9 protein-coding genes are annotated in these 18004 nt (G+C 32.9%); all 9 read right to left on the bottom strand.

Annotated elements, in window-relative coordinates; translation table 11 throughout:
• Nucleotides 1–12: 12 nt before the first annotated feature.
• The 9 genes from OGZ34_RS20855 to OGZ34_RS20815 all read right to left on the bottom strand — a co-directional run bounded on the left by OGZ34_RS20855 (nt 13) and on the right by OGZ34_RS20815 (nt 17952).
• Nucleotides 13–7356: a hypothetical protein gene (locus tag OGZ34_RS20855; protein ID WP_263361596.1), complete on the bottom strand. Its 7344-nt coding sequence runs from the start codon at nt 7354–7356 to the stop codon at nt 13–15.
• A gap of 478 nt (nt 7357–7834) precedes the next feature.
• A complete protein-coding gene (locus OGZ34_RS20850) occupies nt 7835–8425 on the bottom strand; it encodes a hypothetical protein (protein ID WP_263361595.1) in 591 nt (196 codons plus the stop codon).
• A gap of 111 nt (nt 8426–8536) precedes the next feature.
• Nucleotides 8537–12013 carry a hypothetical protein gene (locus OGZ34_RS20845; protein ID WP_263361594.1) on the bottom strand — a complete coding sequence of 1159 codons (3477 nt, stop codon included), beginning with the start codon at nt 12011–12013 and terminating at the stop codon, nt 8537–8539.
• 4 nt (nt 12014–12017) lie between these two features.
• Entirely contained in the window at nt 12018–14789 is a 2772-nt protein-coding gene (locus OGZ34_RS20840; protein ID WP_263361593.1) for a S8 family serine peptidase, read from the bottom strand.
• 32 nt (nt 14790–14821) lie between these two features.
• Nucleotides 14822–16012, bottom strand: coding sequence for a hypothetical protein (locus OGZ34_RS20835; protein WP_263361592.1), 1191 nt, complete (start codon nt 16010–16012; stop codon nt 14822–14824).
• 131 nt (nt 16013–16143) lie between these two features.
• Nucleotides 16144–16635, bottom strand: coding sequence for a hypothetical protein (locus OGZ34_RS20830; RefSeq protein ID WP_263361591.1), 492 nt, complete (start codon nt 16633–16635; stop codon nt 16144–16146).
• Nucleotides 16636–16662: 27 nt separating this feature from the next.
• Complete coding sequence (locus OGZ34_RS20825; RefSeq protein WP_263361590.1) at nt 16663–17115, bottom strand: CHAP domain-containing protein; 453 nt, start codon at nt 17113–17115, stop codon at nt 16663–16665.
• Entirely contained in the window at nt 17112–17333 is a 222-nt protein-coding gene (locus tag OGZ34_RS20820) for a methyl-accepting chemotaxis protein (RefSeq protein ID WP_173968448.1), read from the bottom strand. Before OGZ34_RS20820 ends, OGZ34_RS20825 begins: the two co-directional genes overlap by 4 nt.
• A 373-nt stretch (nt 17334–17706) precedes the next feature.
• The gene (locus tag OGZ34_RS20815; RefSeq protein ID WP_173968449.1) at nt 17707–17952 is read right to left on the bottom strand and encodes a hypothetical protein; all 246 of its coding nucleotides are present in this window, start codon (nt 17950–17952) and stop codon (nt 17707–17709) included.
• Between the last annotated feature and the right edge of the window lie 52 nt (nt 17953–18004).

Genomic DNA, 18004 nt, shown 5'->3' with positions numbered 1-18004 from the left:
TTTTATTGTTTTTTAAAGGTTTATATTTTCTACAGTTAAGATTACCGGTTCACCAACACGAACTGTTAATGCGGTGGCATGTTGTCCAGTGCTTCCGTTGTTATTCCACATTCTGTATTCAAATTTCAGTTTTAAGCTGTTTTCAGTAATTTTTTTATTGTCATTCATGATTAACATCTGAGCATAATCTTTAGAATACAATACTTTGTAGTTTGTATTAGCCATACCAGCATTGTCGACCACTGCAACAGTATTCTTAATTTCGTCTAACGGAATTTTAGGAATATTAAACGGTTCAGGGTTACGAACTAAAAGCGCTACAACTTCATTAGTTTTAGTATTGATAATTCGGTTAACCTCCGTAGACTGAGCAGGATCTAAAGGAGACATTTTTAAAATTCCCTCTATAGCGCGATCAAATAAATGCTGATATTTCAAAGCAAAAGCATTGCTTAACGGATCGTTCACGCCAAGAATTACATTGTTTAAAGAAGTGATCTGGTCTTCACTTAAACTTAGCGGAATATCAAATAATGCCTTACGCACTGGCTCTTCACTTAGTTTATAACTATTCACCTGTTCAGCAAAGTCTCTGTATCGGGAGGTTTGGAATCCAAATTGATGTACCAATACATTTTCTTTGTCAGTTGGAGTATTATCTTGATTTTCATCAAAATAGTTTTTCACTAAAATGGTATATAGTTTTGAAGGTTTTAAATCGGTTAGTTTTACCTCGTATCCATAGGATTTTGGCTTAATGATGTCTCCAATCTGAATTGAACATCTCAATTCAGGCCTACTTCCTTTAATCATGTTTTGTAGCATTTCAATATTTAAAGGAATTCTAGGATCATTATCGTCAACCCATTTTGTATTGCTTTCTTCTGCTTTTGGATAACTAGTTACTGTTGTTGGTAATGGATACGGAATAAGAACGTCATTTAAAGGATCTTTAATAATCAGATTCATCACACCTTTAATTTTTGGTCTGCCTGCTCCATAATCTTCCCAATCGGTAAGCATGTGGTATACATAAGGATTTTTGAAGAACATTGAGACTTTACACTGCTCATTTCCGTAGAATGAAGGTTTAGATAATAACAAACTTCCATCAGCATTTGGATAAGAACGGTTGTAATCTAAATACTGTCTTAACGAAGTCAGTGGCGATTTAGACAACTCGGTCAATTCATTTTTAACCGAAGGTTTTTGACCAACAGCAAGTTTTTCATCAGGAACAGGGAAGTGACCAACAGGACCTAATGTTTTAAATCCGTAATAATAATCGAACTTAACTGGAGGATTATTGTCTACTTTATCTGTTAAAGTAAATTTTAAGCAGTAAGTTGAATTTGGTCTCCAGATAGGCTGAACCGTATTTTGAATCGCAGCCCCCATTGCTTTATTGTTTTCAGCAACAGCTTCACTACCAGGAATAGTTAGATTATGCTCAGCGCTTTCTTTCGTTAGCCATCCGATTTGTTGAATATAAGTAGTGTAATCTGCTTCATTGTCCTCATCTGGATTTCCTCCTGCTGAACATACAACAGCGTTAATCCTTAATAATCTTGAAGACTTGACTGTTTTTAGGTACTCCGATTGAACTACGCTGTCTAATTCGGCCAGATTTGCAGTTGAACCTGTTAAAGTAGATGTAGACGACACAACCGAAACAGTCGTTATTGGATGTAAAGAGCAATTAGCGAATTGATCATTAAATAGTGAAAAATAAATTCCTTTTTCATTTGGTTTAGAAGAAAGCATTAGAATTTCATTCGCTGATGGTTCGTTTTGAATGTTAACAATAGTCGCTTTATCGTCTGCACTTCCTCTTTCAATAAGTCTTGTAAGTTCGAATGAAGTATTAAACACAAACAGATATTTTTGATTGTATGCAATAATCGAATTGTCAGCCAGAGTATTATTAGTCAAATGAATTGCAGAATCAAAAATCACATCGTTTTTAACAACAGTAATAGTAGTTCCATCAATTTGAGCCAATCCGAATTGTCCGTTTGCCAGTTTAACAGTAAGCAGAACTTTACCATTTGCAAGTACTGCATCTGTAATCTCAGAAATTGACGGTTCAGAAACTAATTTGGTATCCTTAATTTCAATTGCTTTTGCACTTAGGTCAATACGAATACGGATGATTTTTTTGTTTTTTGTAATCAGGCTAAAATCAGTATTATCATGCTGAAGAACTGTATAAGCTACTTCGTCAATCTTTATGCGATGAACAAAAGAACGGTCAGTACCATTAATCCAGTTAATTTGAGTTCTATTTTCTAATGCATTAATCCAAAGCAATTCGTTATTCTGTAGTGGCAGTAATTTGTTGAAACCTGTAGAATAAGTATTGATATACTGTGTTCCGAAGGTTTTGTTTAATTCAGAATCAAGCTCAATAATTGCAGTTGCTTTGGCAGGAGCCACACAACCTACGATAAAAGTATCATCAATAATTGCCTCACCAATTCCTTTGCACTGATTAGCATCTAAAGCCTGAGTAATTAATAGATTATTATTTACAACCTGCATTGATGTCACTAAGCCATTCAACCTGCGTTCTCTTAACAGATGTCCTTTAGCATCAATTTGCGCAATTACAGTAGTGCTTGGAGTTGGATGAAATGAAATTAAATAAGTGTCCTCGTATTTTAAAATTTTGTCAAAGGCATAAATTGCATTTCCTCTGTATCCATAGAAACGTGTAAACGTTAATGGGGTAGGAGCTCCAGTCGGATTATCATTACCGGCATCAGCTTTTAATTGAGCCAATTGCAATAACAATTTATTGTATTCTTCCAAATTACTAGGTTCAGTCATAATAAACTCACCATCCTTTGAAGCGTATGACTGACTAAATAAGGCTGCAATTTTATTTCTCACATCTAAAATGGCATCAGCTCTCGCAGCAACAGGACTAATTATAATCTTATCGATTTTATTTTTTAATGAAACGTCGCTTTGGCTATCATATAAAGTTATAGCCCCTTGCAATTCAGCTTTAGTATAGGTCAATTCATTTGAAACTGCTCCGCCGACAGTTTTACTTATCTGAATTATTTTATAATCAGGTAACTTGTCCCCATCTTTAAAAACAGAAGTATAGGCACTTATTTTTACCTGTTTGGCATGAGTTGTAAGTTTTAGGCTTGGCTCAATTGCAGATTCAGGGAAAACAATTTCAAGTTTGTTATAATTTTTGAATGAAAGAGATCTTCTAAAACGAAAAGGGTTGCTTTCTGCAGAAATACTCATAAAATCCCCATTAATAAGTTCGCCATCTACAATTTCAGGAACTTCACCAACAAGTTTAAAGTACAATCCATTAATCTTGTCTGCTTCGTATTGAGTTGGTACATAATAGCGTTTTCCAATTCTTTTGTTTAAGAAATTGACAGTCTCGGCCTCAATTTTATCGGATACACAGAACAATTTAGAAGGAGTGATTCCGAATTGTTCCGGAACATGCCAGCCTGGTTCTCCTGCACTTAGATATGAAAATGGATTAGTTGCCAAAACACGGATACTATCATATTGATCAACTACTTTTTGCCATTGTGCCCAGGGTAAATTCTCTACAAGTCCTCTGGAATCTGAATCAACAACAGCTTTAAAAGGATGATAAGGCACCCAGGAATTTCCATTTGCAGAGCTCAATTCAATCGATTCAATCGAATATTGATGTTTTACCTGACGAAGTTTTCTACCTGATTTCGATGTCGCTTCAGGAGGCATTAAATCGGTATAGTTTTTTGCGTCAGCTGTATATCCTCCAATTATTTTAGAAAGACTATCATTTGGCAACACTCCTTTAGCCAGTTTGATATCAATGTAGGTATCTAATGGAATTATTTTAGAAATTGAACCCGGATCAGGCATACTATCAAAATAATTCAATAAGAAAGCTTCATTGGTAAGCATGTGAACTCCTTTTACAGAATCGGCAGTTCTGTTATCATTAACGTCTCCATGAGTTCCCATCGGAAGTGGACTATAGGGCGTACGGTCAACAATTCGGTTAATATCCCACTGAAGCTCAATTAAGAATGTCTTACGAACTCTTACAAAAGCAATTTTGACACGTACACTTAATTCCAGTTTCGCATAAATCAGGAATGGTTTGAATGACTCTACAGAGAATATAGTATCTAAAACAATTTCAACATTGATGATCCAGATTTTAATCTGAATTCCTCCACCGGCAGCAATATAACCACCCATTTGAGGACGTTTGAATGAAATTTTCCCGCCCATTTCTAAGTAGGCCCATAATTTAACTTTTGCAGGACCAAAGCTTTTCTCGAGTTTAAAGTCTAATCTGGCACCCGCTTCAATCCCCTGGGCAGACAACATTAAAAATGCTTTTGCTGTAAACAAGGTTAGTATTCTGGCCGTGATCGGATCTTTTTTAGATCCTAAGTTAATGTACCATGGTTTTTGGTTTTTAAAGAAAAACCCGGCCTCTAATAAAGCGTGTAACTGAATGATTTCTCCACCCTGCTTAGGCATTTGAAAATCGGCTCCTGCTGCCATTTCCAGAGAGTTATCTCCAAAGGCAACCATGGCAAAGAATGGAGGAGTAGACTGATCTTTTTCAATAGGACCAAGTCGGTCACCAAGAACATTTAATCCTGCTTCGATATAAAATAAGGTAGGCAGAGACAGCAATAGCATTGCACGAAGTGTCAGGATACTTCCGCCTGTTGTTTCAAATGTTGCTCCAGCTCCGATTGAAAATGGTGAATCATATTGTAAAGAATCCGGTGGACCGCTGAATTTTCTAATGTTGATACCCGCTTTTGGATGTTTATAGAACTCGTACCAGGAATTATCCGTTTTTAATCCGGCAGCTTTTTTGGTTGCTACGTATCTAAATCCTAGTAAACCTCTAAAACCGGTAATCGAAATAAATCCAAGAGGGATTCCTGTTGGTAATTCAATACTTGCATCAACTAAGAAAGCAGGGTATTTTGGAGCAAAACGCATTCCGACACTTCCTGAAATTTTAGGCTTTGGTAATTTTAAAGAAACCTCTCCCATGAATTCTTGTGATTCTCCTGGCTGCGGAAGCGAAATCATACCGTGAATGATAGCCATAGCAGATTCCTCCGAAGCCGTTCCCGGAATCATCAAATCGACTTCGATAGTCTGAATCCTGATGAAAGAAACGGGCTTTTTGTCAGCGTCGCCATCTATATTATCTGTAGAATAATAATATTTAATACCTTCACCACGAGCATCTAATCCTAATGGATTGACACTGATAGCACCATCAAATCCCCAGAAATTATATTTGCGCTCGTTAATTTGAGTTGAACCAAAGTTGATATTGCTCACCGCCATCTGAACCGGTCCAAGATTTACAGACAAACTAATCGGAATCGGAATCGAACCGCCTTCGACTTCAATATTTCCATCACTGTAAATACGAAGTTTCTCTACATCAAAGCCCTGGCCTTTTGCCAGTTTGTTCATTAATGTACCCTGTGGGAATGAAACATAACAGGAAGTTCCTACGTAATAATCGTCATCTTGTTTTCCTAGTTCGAAACTATGAAAATCAAAGTTTACCAAGCCAAATAAATTGGCTTTAGGTTCGCTCGCTTTATCAAAAGAGGCGGTTAAGTTAAAATCTCCGTCGTCGTATAAGTGTCCTTCAATGTCAACACGAAAAGGTTTATCTTCTAATGGATGATCTTTAGGATATTTTAATTTATTAATTTCTAACGCGCCCTTTATGTTAGAAGAAACAACTCTGTTTTGCTTAAAAGAAATATCAAATTTGTTGAAGCCGATTTCAAAGCCGCGATTAGGATTTCCAATTCTTTTCCAAAGTGTATTATCCGTAAGCTTAGACAAAAACATCTGATACTCTTTAGCATTCTTAAAAGTATAAACAGTAGATGGACTAATTTCTGAAGAAACTAAATGAGGCTTAGTGGTTAGTTTTAAAGGATAACTAAAAGGATATGGTAAACTACTGGCAGCACTAAATTCTTGTAGGTAAACAAGTAACTCACTATAATTTGCAATTTGTTTGATTTCTACTACATCCGTTTCTTCGTTCCTTTTGAACATTGAAAGTGGATAATCTAAATCGAATTTATCGCCAAAATAATTAAAAACTCCGGTAGGTACAGGAACAGTTTCCAGGTAAATATCCCCAGAAATTCCGCCAGTTCCAATCAATAGATCAGATGCGCCAATTCTTAATGTTGTGGCTGTATTTCCTTGTCCTTCTTTTGTATAATTATGAAACCATTTTGAAGGTAACGTTACGGATACAGCACGAGCGTAAACTCCCACAAAGTCATTTGGTCTGCCATCTGCAGTAGCTTCAGGTATATTTGTTTTTTTGCTTAAATCGAGTTTTAAAGTGTCTAATTCCAGAATCATTCCGGTATTACCAATCATTGCATATTTAGAAGGACTTAAAGATCCTCCTAATTCAAATTGATATCCAATTCCTTCCTGAGTATCAGCTTGAAATAAAGCCTGGGCAAACCTAAATTGTGATTTAGGATTAGGATTTGAAGGGTCAACATAAGGATTACCTTGAATAGTTACAGGTTTCAAATAGGAATTTGGAAACTCAATAGCAGCACTCAGTTCTAATGTTACTTTCGCTTTTGGAGTAATGATATTTTTGATGTAGCTGTCAATATCGTCAGGGATCAAATTCTTGAAAAAGTTTTTTACATTCGAAATAGAATTTGAAACACTTGATTCATCTAAAAGATACAACAAAAATGCTGCGATTGAAGCCTCATCAGTGAATTGATTTTTAATAGCTAAAACCAATTCTCTAGGTTTGTTATCTGAAGTAGGAACAGGAATCGTTAATCCAAATTTAGAATTGATATCATTGACAAACTGTTCAACTTTTGTGAGATTGTCACTTTTTGGAGAAACAAAATTGTTAATGATTAATGTTACAACTTCTTCTTCAGAAGTGCTCAGAATTTGTAATCCAAGTTCGAAGAACTCTCTTGGGGAATAAGAGAAATTTTGAAGATTGAAACTTCTTAGGTAAGATAAAATTAGCCACTGATATTCTACAGTAACAGGAAAAGATGAGATTGAAGAATCGGTATTGTCAGGGTTAAGAATTAAGAACATTTCTGTTCCTGGTATTTGAAACTGTAATCGTTTTTTGGAAACAATAGACAAACCGTAGAAACCTGATTCTCCTCTAGGGCTAATGCTAGCTTGGAAATCTTTAATGTATATTTTGTTAAATATTTGTTGAATCCCATCTTTAATGAAGCCTAAAGCATCTGGAAAGTCATCCAAACTTACTACAGTCGACAAGGAAGGGTAATACTTTTGAGTGGTCGGTGTTGGCATTTTTTTTTTGTTTAATTAAATTATTTATTTAATTCTTGTTTGTAATTTGGAAAGCATTAGGCAAAAAAATGCTTGATCAAAAACTGATGAACAGTATTGATTTTGAAATGAATTTTGTCAGCTTTTTTAACTGATCTGTTTTATGTAATTGTGAAAAACAAGGTTTTTAAAACCTTAAAAAGCTAAACTTTTAGTTGCAGAAGAAACTAACTGATCTGCTGAAATATTGATTTGTTTCAGCAAATTTGCGTGATTTTTGAGCGGAAAAAAAATAGATGTTCGTTTGCTTTACAGGTGTGTAAAGCAACGAAAAAGATGTGTTAAAACATCGAACAATTCTGTTGAGGAAAGATTGTAATTTATCATCATTTAAAGATGACCTTTCAGAAAGTTTTACAGCAATAATGCCATTTTAGATTTTTAATGAATGCTATTTTTTGTCGAGTATTTTCTCGTTCTCATTAAAAGGTAGTTTATATTAATCACCAGCTCTTATATCTTCTGATGAATCAGATATAACCTTTCTTGTATCACCATTTATTGTTACAACCCTCTGTATATGTGAAGTTTTGTCATATATATAAATGAGATATTTAGGTGTTTTACTAACAATATATCTACTAATTGATAACCCTTTTATATCTTTATTTAAGTCAATATTTAATTCTTGTTTTACAATTTCTATTAAGTCATTAACACTAAAGTTTTCAAAACCTTCATTATAATCTCTTTTTTCACTAAGATTGAAATTTTCATCGTATTTTTTAGTAGAAATATACATGTCAATAAAACATAGATATTCATTGCTTATAGTAAGTGTGTTTTTACGATAATATAAAATCCTTCTAAAATTTTTGTTAACAGGTTTCGATGTAAGTATATAGTTCGTTTCTGTTTCTGTTAAAATATATAGAGAATCATTAATAACTTTTTCATATTTACCATTTTTTTTAAACGACTCTATTATTTTGGAGCTTAATTTTTTATAGCTAAAATTTCCATTATTGTTTTGTCCTATACAATGCAATGAAAAAAGACAAATGCTTACTAAAATTGTGAACTTTTTCATAAGTGTATTTATTATTAATATTAACCGTTATGTAAAATTATTAATTATTAATTTTATTTTGAAGTATTTGTGCTTCGTTTTATTGACTGTATATGCTTTTGACTTTAATGGTTAATCTAGTCCATTTAGTATTGATTTAAGTATTTTCCATTGCCATTTCCAGGTAGTTATTTGGGCATTTGAAGTATAGCTCATAATATTGTCAGTAGTACCGGAAATAACTATAGGGCCGTTACTAGCATTACTGTTGTATCTTGGATATACATATTTTTGATTTGAGTTAACAATTGGACCATCAGAATGTGTATGATATAATCCTATTGCATGTAAAACCTCATGCGCAAGAGTTGCTTTTGGTGGACGCGCTCTATACATTGCGCAAGATCTAGAACCGATTTTTTTCGCCCTTCCACCTATTTCAAAGCCGTCTGCATTGATTCCATTGACCGCAAAGACAAATACTTTTAAATAATTATCATATTCAGGTTGTTTAGCATGAAGCTCAGCGATTAAATCATCTTGTATACGTCCATCATCAAGTAAATATTCAATCTCTGCACTTTTTCCTCCAGCTATTACTTTTTTATAATAAGTATCGGCTTCATCTTTTCTAAATTTTGGAAATCCCATCATATTTAATGGTGATGCTGTGCTTATATTTATATTTTCTTTATATATTAATGACTGATATAAGGTAGAAATAAGTTGATTTTTTTCATCAATTCCCATAAATTCGGGAGATACATATGCTGGATCAGTATCTTCAGATCCATTTTTATCTATATCTGTTATAACTTTTACAATAACAACTTCTAAATTTTCATTGTTTGTTTTTCTACTATTTTTGCAAACTTTTAAAATTCCTATAATGTTTTCTTTTGTAGCTTCATTAGGGAGCTGACTGGTACCAATTACTTTAATTATTTGATCTTGATCAAATTCTTTTAAACAAGCTATGGTAATTTCAATATTCTGATAGATTCCTTTCTCTATACTTCCTGTTAAAAGGCTTGAAGATACTAAAAATAGGGTAGTATCATAGTCGTATCTAATGTTTAGTGAATCCTCTTTAATATCAGCTACAACTTTAAGTGTTACTGTTGACACAGGAGCTGGTGTAGCAACAATAGCATCTGGAGGATAAATATTCAAAAAGGGCACATAATAAATTTCTTGGCCTACTGGGGTTTTGATATTAATATATTCTTTTTTTAAAGCTTCAAATGCTTCGGGACGTGAGTCAAATTGAGTATTCCATCCTGTTCCATTCCATTGTTTTTCTTCAAATCCGCTTATAATTGAATCTTCGTAAGGTAATTCACCGTTAACATCTCCAATTCTTAACCAGTCAAAACCAAATTCTCCACGATAATCTTGTTTTGTTCTAAAGTTGAATGTCGATTTTCCAAATTCTTCAGCGAACCCAAATTTTTCAGAATACATTTTTGTGAAAAAATAATATCCATCAATGGTATAAATGTAAACATCATCTGTTGGGAAAGTAAATGCTATTTCATTATTAGTTAGATATTTTACCCCTAATTTATATTTTTTGTATTCAGAATTTTGAATTATTCCAGTGTCATCTAAATGAAAGAAAATATTTGTCGCATTTTTTGGAAGATGAGTTGATTGTTCTATTTTTTCTTCATTATTGTATATTAACCTATTGTAATCTAGCTCTGTCAATCCTAATTGCATAAAATTAGTTGCATTAGAATCTCGTTCAAAATTAATTAATTGTAAAGTCTTAATTGCCTTAGTTCCGCTACCGCTTTTACCTTTCCAAATAGTATAGCCTTTATCTCCATAAACATAAGAACCAAATTGATCTTTTGTGTTGACATAACCAAATCCATCACTGAATGCCATTAACTCACTAGAATTTTTTTCACTATTCGTTATACTATCCACTTTTTTTAAAACGTATAGTCTTGTTCTGCTATCCTCTATTATCGATACAGGAGGTGAAGGAATCGTAATTTTACCATTAATTATCAATTCTTGATTATAAACAGATACAATTTCGTCCTTAGAGTTAATTCTCAAGTTTTTATTGCTTGTTTTTTGAACTATAGAATTGGATGGCTCACCATGTAATTTAACGATTGGTTCAATATTTATAGGCCCAAATAAGTCATTAAAATAGTCAACTTCTTTTTCGTTATAGTTAATGTAAATGAAAGTTGCTATATTTTTGTTTACTAAATTATTCTCAGAGAGGTTATAGTTATTTACCAGCTTATAATTGACACTGTTAGTGTAGTTTTGAGTTGCAATATTATTTTCGTCAACAAGATCTAAATTAGTTAAGAAATTACCTTTAACTTTTTCATTTGAACAATTTCCAAAAGTATTATATAGAGTTAAATTTTTTTGTTGAGTTTTAAATTTTAGCTGAATAGATAAGTCATTAAGACCTTTTCTTTTGCTATTTTCATCGCTTGTATGAGTTTGCTCAAATTCATTAATAATAATTGGCCAGTCATTAGTTTTGTATTGGCTGGTTACTAAACTCTCAGAAATACCAATTTTTAAAGGATCTATACCCAAAGCTTCATCAAAATTGAATGATCTTCCTCTATTACATTGCAGATAAATATAACATTTATGCTTATTAGAAAATTTGTTTATAATATTATTATAGATATCAGTTTTGGTATTGTATTTGGCGACATTATCTACAACTTTTATTTCCCCTTTTTCTTTTTCGGTAATATGAGCTCCATAAAAAGCTGCGGGATCCAGAAATTTTTGAACATTTTCACGATAAATTTTTTCAGAAATATTTGGATTGTTTGCAATATTAGCAACGTCTAAAACTGCTTTTTCAACTTTGGCAAAGTTGAGGTCAAACTGAAAACCAGTATCCGATTTTTCCTGATAATAGAATCCATCATTTAAAACAATTTCGAATCCACCTTTGTTGTCTTTGAACTCGCCAAAATATTGCCCAGCTTCAATAATGGGAAGATTGTATGCTTTATTTTCATCTGTACTTGTTACAGTATAAGTGTTGAAAAATTTAGCGTCTAAGCTATTTGTATTAGTTTCTGTTGTAGAAAAACCAAATAGACTTGCTGGGATTTCAGGTAGTGGTTCTTTTAGTTCGTTGAAATTAACAAGATCTGTCCACACCTTAGTCATAAAAGGTGTGTTGGTGCTGTCTTTTGGTAAAATGTTATTGCGAGAATTAATAAATAATTCTTTCTTTAAACCTCTGTAGACATAATATTTAATAGGAACACCTACATCAACATGTTTTAAAGGTTTGATAAAAACGTTTACTTTAGATTCGTTTCCTTCACCGGATTGAGGTACAATTAATATTTGCCCGCTTGTAACAGCATAAGCTTTTTTATTGGCCAGTTCAAATTGGGTTGTAATGTTAAATTTAGTGTTAGTTTCTACAAAATCTGGCCCGTACGCACCTTCAGCTGAAGATTGTGCTGCAATAGTAGATTCTGTGAAAAAATACGATTTGGGTTCAAATTCTTTTGTTCGGCCTTTTCCTAAAGTATTCAGAACTTCATTTTCTTCTGATTGAGAAGTTAAGGTATATGTAAAATCAAATGGTTCTATTGGCATGGTATTAAATATTTACTATTTCTAATTTGACTTCTGTTTCTTTATTATTCACTTTTATAGTGTGTGGGAACTTGATTTTTGTATAATTGGGATTACTTTCTGGTGTTTCTTCAGGTGTTTGAAAGGTTATCCAATCAACAGCTATACCGCCTTCAATACCCCAAACTCCCGCTATTTTTTTGTAATATATTTCCTCAACGGAATTATCTTTCTTTTTTTTGCTAGCTTTTAGTCTAAAAGTTGTCAGGTCGTTAGTAAGAACATTTTCCATTATTAGATCATAACTTCTATCCACTATTCCAGAATCGACCGTAATGTTTAATTTACTGCCCGTGAGGTATGCTATTTTATTTTTGATTCCGTTGTATTTAACTATTATTGGTTTACAAGTGAGTTGTTTATTAGATCTAATATCTGTTTGGCTTAATTCTCCAGGATCTCCATCGAACGGAGCTATATGGGCCATTAGATATGCATTTTTTCTTTTGCCGTTAATTTCAGGATTCCATTCATTCCAGATATCAGCAATTTTTTTTAAATTTATTTCAACTATTTTTTCCGAATTTGCTGGAATTGGGTCAATTTCTTTAACCGCTATAAGTTTCACATCAGCTTGTTGATACCATTTATCAGGAAATGGAAATGCTGGGTTTGCCTCGTTTGTGAAGGAAACCAAAACTCTTAAATCACATCCTTTAAAACTTTCTCTATTCCCTTTATTTCTAACTCGGACATATATTTTTTGAGATTTTGAGGTATCTAATTCATTAAAATTCTGATTTGCTAAGGGAGGAGTTTGAGAATTCAGCCAAATATCTGGACTATCAACAGCATCCGTCACTGGAACACCATCTAATACCCCATTGACATTCCTATCGGCAATTACTAGTTTTGGTCTTTGAAGAGTTGTAGAAGTTTTCCAATCTTTAGCCAGTTGAACGGCATTTTTCGCATTTACCCTGCCTGCACCAAAATCATCGTTTGTGCTATAGCCATAATTATATCTCTTATTATTAGTAACTTGACTATAATGAGATTGTCCTGTAATTTTGTCTGCACTCTCTTTTAAAATATGTTTAATTTCTACACTATTTAAATCAGGATTTGCTCTAACGATTAGGCCGGCAACTCCTGAAACTACAGGCGTTGCTGATGATGTACCGCCAAAGCTTGAAGTATAACTGCCGTAGCCAACACTTTTTAATTCTACATCTGTAAAACCAGGATCTAATTTGTATTTATCTAATGTTATTGTTCTAGTGCCGTTAGTATTAATTGCATCTATATTTACTACCTCAAGAAAACGACGTGTGCTATCACTTTTTCCATATACAGCAACCATTTCGCCAACAAAAAAGGATTTTAATAGATCATTTTGAGTAGGAAGAAATGTAAGTTCGGTTTTTTCGCCAGTTATTTTATAAGATGCTGACATGCAGGATGTTTGTCCTGGCATTACTTCTACATTTGAAATAGCAAAGCTTGAAAGCAATGCGGGCGAGAATGTAAATTCTTTAGAATTTGTGACAATATCTATAGTTGCATAATGATTATCAGTTCCATTAAAAATGAATATCTCTTGTCCTTTATATGCAAAACCTCTATCATCGTTAATTATAACTGCGTTTGAAGCTGTTATGGTTGCGGTGGTTTTTAAGATTGGTATTCTGACTTCTGGAGGATTTATTGCAAAAGGTATAGCAGTGTAATATCGATCTTTAGTGAATATGATTTTTTTAGCTGTTCGATCAACATCTTTTATAATCAAAACTTCATGATTAAAATCACCGGCTACTCCAATTTCGACACAATTTCCAGGAAATATTTGATCGACATTATCTAGTGTTAAATCTCCATTATTTGATTGAATTGTAATTTTTCTTGTTATTACTTCGTTGTCATACCCGATTTCTCCGCATTTAAGATTGGTTGTGCTATATATACCATGGTTCATTCCATTTGATGGTGCGCACATATCAACTCTATCTCCATAAGAACTGTAAGGAGCTTTCACTTCTTTTACATTTCCAAATATTTTGTCATTATCAATTGTTGAAGCTGAAACAATTAAAGGCTCATTAAATTGAGAAAAGCTCTGTGCTTGAGATGTATTATTATTAGAATTTCCTGCTGCTGCTACAAAAAGAACTCCTCTGCCGTCATTTGCGAAAGCTTTCCATGTTTTAAATAAAACTTCAAATGAGGCGATGGATGCCTTATCATCTAAAGAAAAATTTAAACTTGCATTTACAATTCTTGCTTTCTTTTTTGGCGGGATATAAGAATTATTATCATATTTATAATTTACTGGGTTAAATGAAAAATCAGGATTTATAGCAATTCCTCCTTCATTCATGTAATAATTATAATTATCTATGGTCCCAAACAATAAATTTGTATAAGGACTTTGTGGCAAATTAATTAATTCAGCATCTTCTATTATTCCTTTAATCGGCAAGATATTGCCTAGATTATCAGTTTTATTTCCTAGAATAACTCCAGCAACGCTCGTGGTATGAACACTATTATTTTTAACTGAGATATTTGGAGAAATAGTACCATTAATCTGTCCTATGGTTGAGGATTTCTGTAAAGAATTTACAATCTTAAAGAGCCCTTTGTTTTTAGCGCGGTAATCTAAGCCATTAAGAGGTGCTGATAAATCTTCGAATTCAATTTTAGATTCAAAAACGCCTATAACGACTCTGTTAGTATTTCCAGATAAAGATGTAAGAGCTTCATCTAATTTAATTATTTTATGATGCCAATCTCTCATAGTTGTATTTTATATTTGTTATTTTATATTTGTTATTTTATAATTTTTAAATTATTTGGTACAGTGTTAAAGAAGTAGAATTGATCTTTAAAGTTTGTTTTATTTATATCAAAATCTATTGTACCTAAGCCAATTCCTGAGTTTTGTTTTTTTGGAATTATAAAAAATAAAGACTCAATTGAAGAATCGCTGTTAAGGGGTTCTACCTTTTTGTAGTTTTTGTCACCGAAATACATTTCGGATTCTTCTTTAGAATTTTTGAAGAATATTTTTTCTGGGATTAATAGCTTACCAAAATCATAATTACCAATGCTGTACTGATGAATATTTGTATTGATATTATGATTATACAATTCTTCGAACGATTCGTTTTTGAACTTTGAATTAGCGTAATATTCAATGGTTCTGTTTGATATAGAGGCTATTGTTAAATTGAGTTTTCTTAATTCATGAATTTCTTTACTGTTAAATCTATCGAATTTGGTCGTATCTTTTTTATGAAAGAAAAAGACATTATAGCAGTTAAAACCATAAGGTAGTTGGCTTCCGTATTTCTGAATTTCAATTTCTGAGTATTGATTTTTAAAAAACCTTCCTTCAATAAATTGATACATGTTTAGCGTATAGCTTTTCTCAGTACCAGATTTGTATTCAGTGTATTCGAGAGATAATTTGTCTAATAAATTTTTAATACTTTCATTAGAAAAAAAGTCCTTATAGCTATATTTTGTAATAATTGCTATGTGAAATGGGTCTTCGTTGTAGAGATATTTAAAATTTCTATTTTCTATTTCTTTACGTTTTCCAATTCTATTTTGAAGAGTTTCTATATAGCTGTTTTCCTTAGAATAATTCTTTTCAATTTTTTTTAATTTAGGTTTCTCAAAGCTGTAAGAAACATATTTTGGATCATAAAGCCTCAGCTTCAACTCTCCAGGTAATCCCTCTAAGTTTTGATAACCCTTTTCATTATATTTTTTGTGATAAGACATGACAGTATTATATCCAGAAGGTATTTTATCAAAATAATAATAATTGCCTTTTTTGTCATATTGACCGGTAATTGGAGGAATTTCAAAACCTTCAAGAGTTACTCTTGCATCATCAATGTTTTTTCCTGTTTCAGCATCTTCGAGATAAATTTTTATGTCGGGATTATTTTTCTGTTGAGCAGAGATGCATAGAAAGAATAGCGAAAAGATAAAGGGTAATAGATTTCTCATAGTAAGTGTGATATTATTAAGTTGGTATGGATGAATTTGGGTTAATAAACTACGTATTAAATACAAAGGCTAATCAAAGCTAATATAAACAATAATCAAAAATCCGACCAATTTATATAGAGATACACTTGTTAAAATAAATGATAAAATCTATTAATAAATCTTAAACCGTAATAAACCAACACCAAAAGCAAAATCCTTCCCAACCAGACCTGTACCTTTTGCCAAAAAGTCAAGTAGTTTACAAACTTGGTGGTGTTGATGGTTTTTACTTCGGTTTCTTTTACCTGTTGTGATTTCCAGCGAGCGTAGAGTTCCTGCTCTTTGAGTTCGCAGTCTACGTTTAGTTTGTTGTTCTCAAGACGAACCTTTGGGCTTTTTAAGTTACGCCCTGGTTCGGCCTGAGTAACATTCTTAACAACTACTTTTCCGTTTTGACATTCCAGCAATGCTCTATAAGAGCTGCTGTCTTTCTGAATTTTAAAAACAGTATCATGTACTGTTTCTTTGATTGTAATAGTTTTTGCTTTTTCTTCACTTAGAACCGGTTTCGGGCTTTTGCACGAAACCAGAACTAAGACTAAAAAAAACAAAAAAACAAGACGTTTGAAATTATTCATCATAAGTTATAATTTGATTATTGTTCGTTTTTAGAGTCTTAAAAAACTTTTAATGCTTTTAATTTCTCTTTTTCTTCGGGCTACTTTATAGCCTTCACGACCTCCCATGTCATTCGTATTTCCTTCAATGGTGTAGATAAGAGTTCCGGCGACTTTATCTACAATTCCGGTGTGACCTGTTCCGTTTTTAAAGTCCAGGATAAAAACGTCACCGGGCTGTGGCTCCTTTTTTACCAAAGGTTTGCTTGAATTGTATTGGTCTAGTACACCGCCAGTTTTCTTTAAAGGATTGTTTACTCCTAATTGTAATGCTGCTTTTTGAGCGCACCAGTAAACAAAAGCCATGCACCAGGGATATCCTTTAGTGAGTCCGACACTTCTTAAATAAATCTCGACTTCAGGACCGGAATTACTATTTCGTGGCATTTCTTCAACACCAACCTGAGCAATTGCAATTTCTAAGGTTTTTTGGGCTAATGTCATTGTTGTTTTCCGTTTAGTTGTTTAAATTTTTGTAGTTCATCAACCAACTGCTGATTGATTAGCATGAGTTCTTTGTGCTGTATTTCCATTTTTTTTATGGTTTCGGTTGCTGTAGTTAACCGGGCCGTAAGATCATCGAGTAAGTCACGGTAATATTTTACAGCGCTAACAGTGTTGTCGAGTTCGGCGGCTCTGTCTTGGGCTAATGATTTTCTCATTGAGAAAAACCATGTGATAAATGCGGCGAAGAATGCGGTTAGAGTGGGGTATAAAAACTGTTCCATTTAATGTTAAAAATATATGTTAGGATTGAATTTTGTTTTTGGGAGAAACAGCTTTTTGGAGTGTTGATTTTGAAGAAAATGGGCCTTGATTTTCTGTTGTAACCGCTGTGGTTGTTTCCTTTTGTGGGTACAAAGATTGTCTTAAAAAAGGAGTGAAAAAAACAAATGATAGGTGCTTAAACACTTGTATTCTGGTTCTTTACAGAGTTGTTCAGTCAACGAACATGTGCCTTTTTTTAAGCAAAAAAAGACACATCTTTGCAAAGCAATTCAGATCAAATGTAGTTGTTAAAACAAGTTTAACTACTTACGATGTTTTAGTCTGATTCAACATCAGTTCTTCAATTTTTTTGAGTTCAGAGGTAATCGGAGTACAAAGAATCTCGTACAAAGTAGTGCGGGAAATAGGATAGACCGGATAGACATATTTGCGCCAAACCACAGTAGTTGGAATATCTTCGGTTTTGTGTTTTTGATACAATTCTTTGATAAGCTTATAGCGTAAAAGTTTATTTTTTTGGATTCCGAGACTTCTATTGTTTGAGATTGCCATAATGAGAAAGGTGAAAATGATTAAAAGAATTGTTTTATATAAAAGTAAAATT

Origin of the sequence: Flavobacterium collinsii, from assembly GCF_946903285.1 — a bacterium.
Classification (GTDB): domain Bacteria; phylum Bacteroidota; class Bacteroidia; order Flavobacteriales; family Flavobacteriaceae; genus Flavobacterium; species Flavobacterium collinsii.
The sequence above is the reverse complement of the archived record's forward strand: the minus strand, read 5'-3'. Positions and strand labels throughout refer to the sequence as shown.

Bases quoted from the DNA above. Each gene is read 5' to 3' on its own strand.
- OGZ34_RS20835 (WP_263361592.1), bottom strand. From the start codon at position 16,012: ATGAGAAATCTATTACCCTTTATCTTTTCGCTATTCTTTCTATGCATC.
- OGZ34_RS20825 (WP_263361590.1), bottom strand. From the start codon at position 17,115: ATGACATTAGCCCAAAAAACCTTAGAAATTGCAATTGCTCAGGTTGGT.
- OGZ34_RS20855 (WP_263361596.1), bottom strand. From the start codon at position 7,356: ATGCCAACACCGACCACTCAAAAGTATTACCCTTCCTTGTCGACTGTA.
- OGZ34_RS20815 (WP_173968449.1), bottom strand. From the start codon at position 17,952: ATGGCAATCTCAAACAATAGAAGTCTCGGAATCCAAAAAAATAAACTT.
- OGZ34_RS20830 (WP_263361591.1), bottom strand. From the start codon at position 16,635: ATGATGAATAATTTCAAACGTCTTGTTTTTTTGTTTTTTTTAGTCTTA.
- OGZ34_RS20850 (WP_263361595.1), bottom strand. From the start codon at position 8,425: ATGAAAAAGTTCACAATTTTAGTAAGCATTTGTCTTTTTTCATTGCAT.
- OGZ34_RS20845 (WP_263361594.1), bottom strand. From the start codon at position 12,013: ATGCCAATAGAACCATTTGATTTTACATATACCTTAACTTCTCAATCA.
- OGZ34_RS20840 (WP_263361593.1), bottom strand. From the start codon at position 14,789: ATGAGAGATTGGCATCATAAAATAATTAAATTAGATGAAGCTCTTACA.
- OGZ34_RS20820 (WP_173968448.1), bottom strand. From the start codon at position 17,333: ATGAGAAAATCATTAGCCCAAGACAGAGCCGCCGAACTCGACAACACT.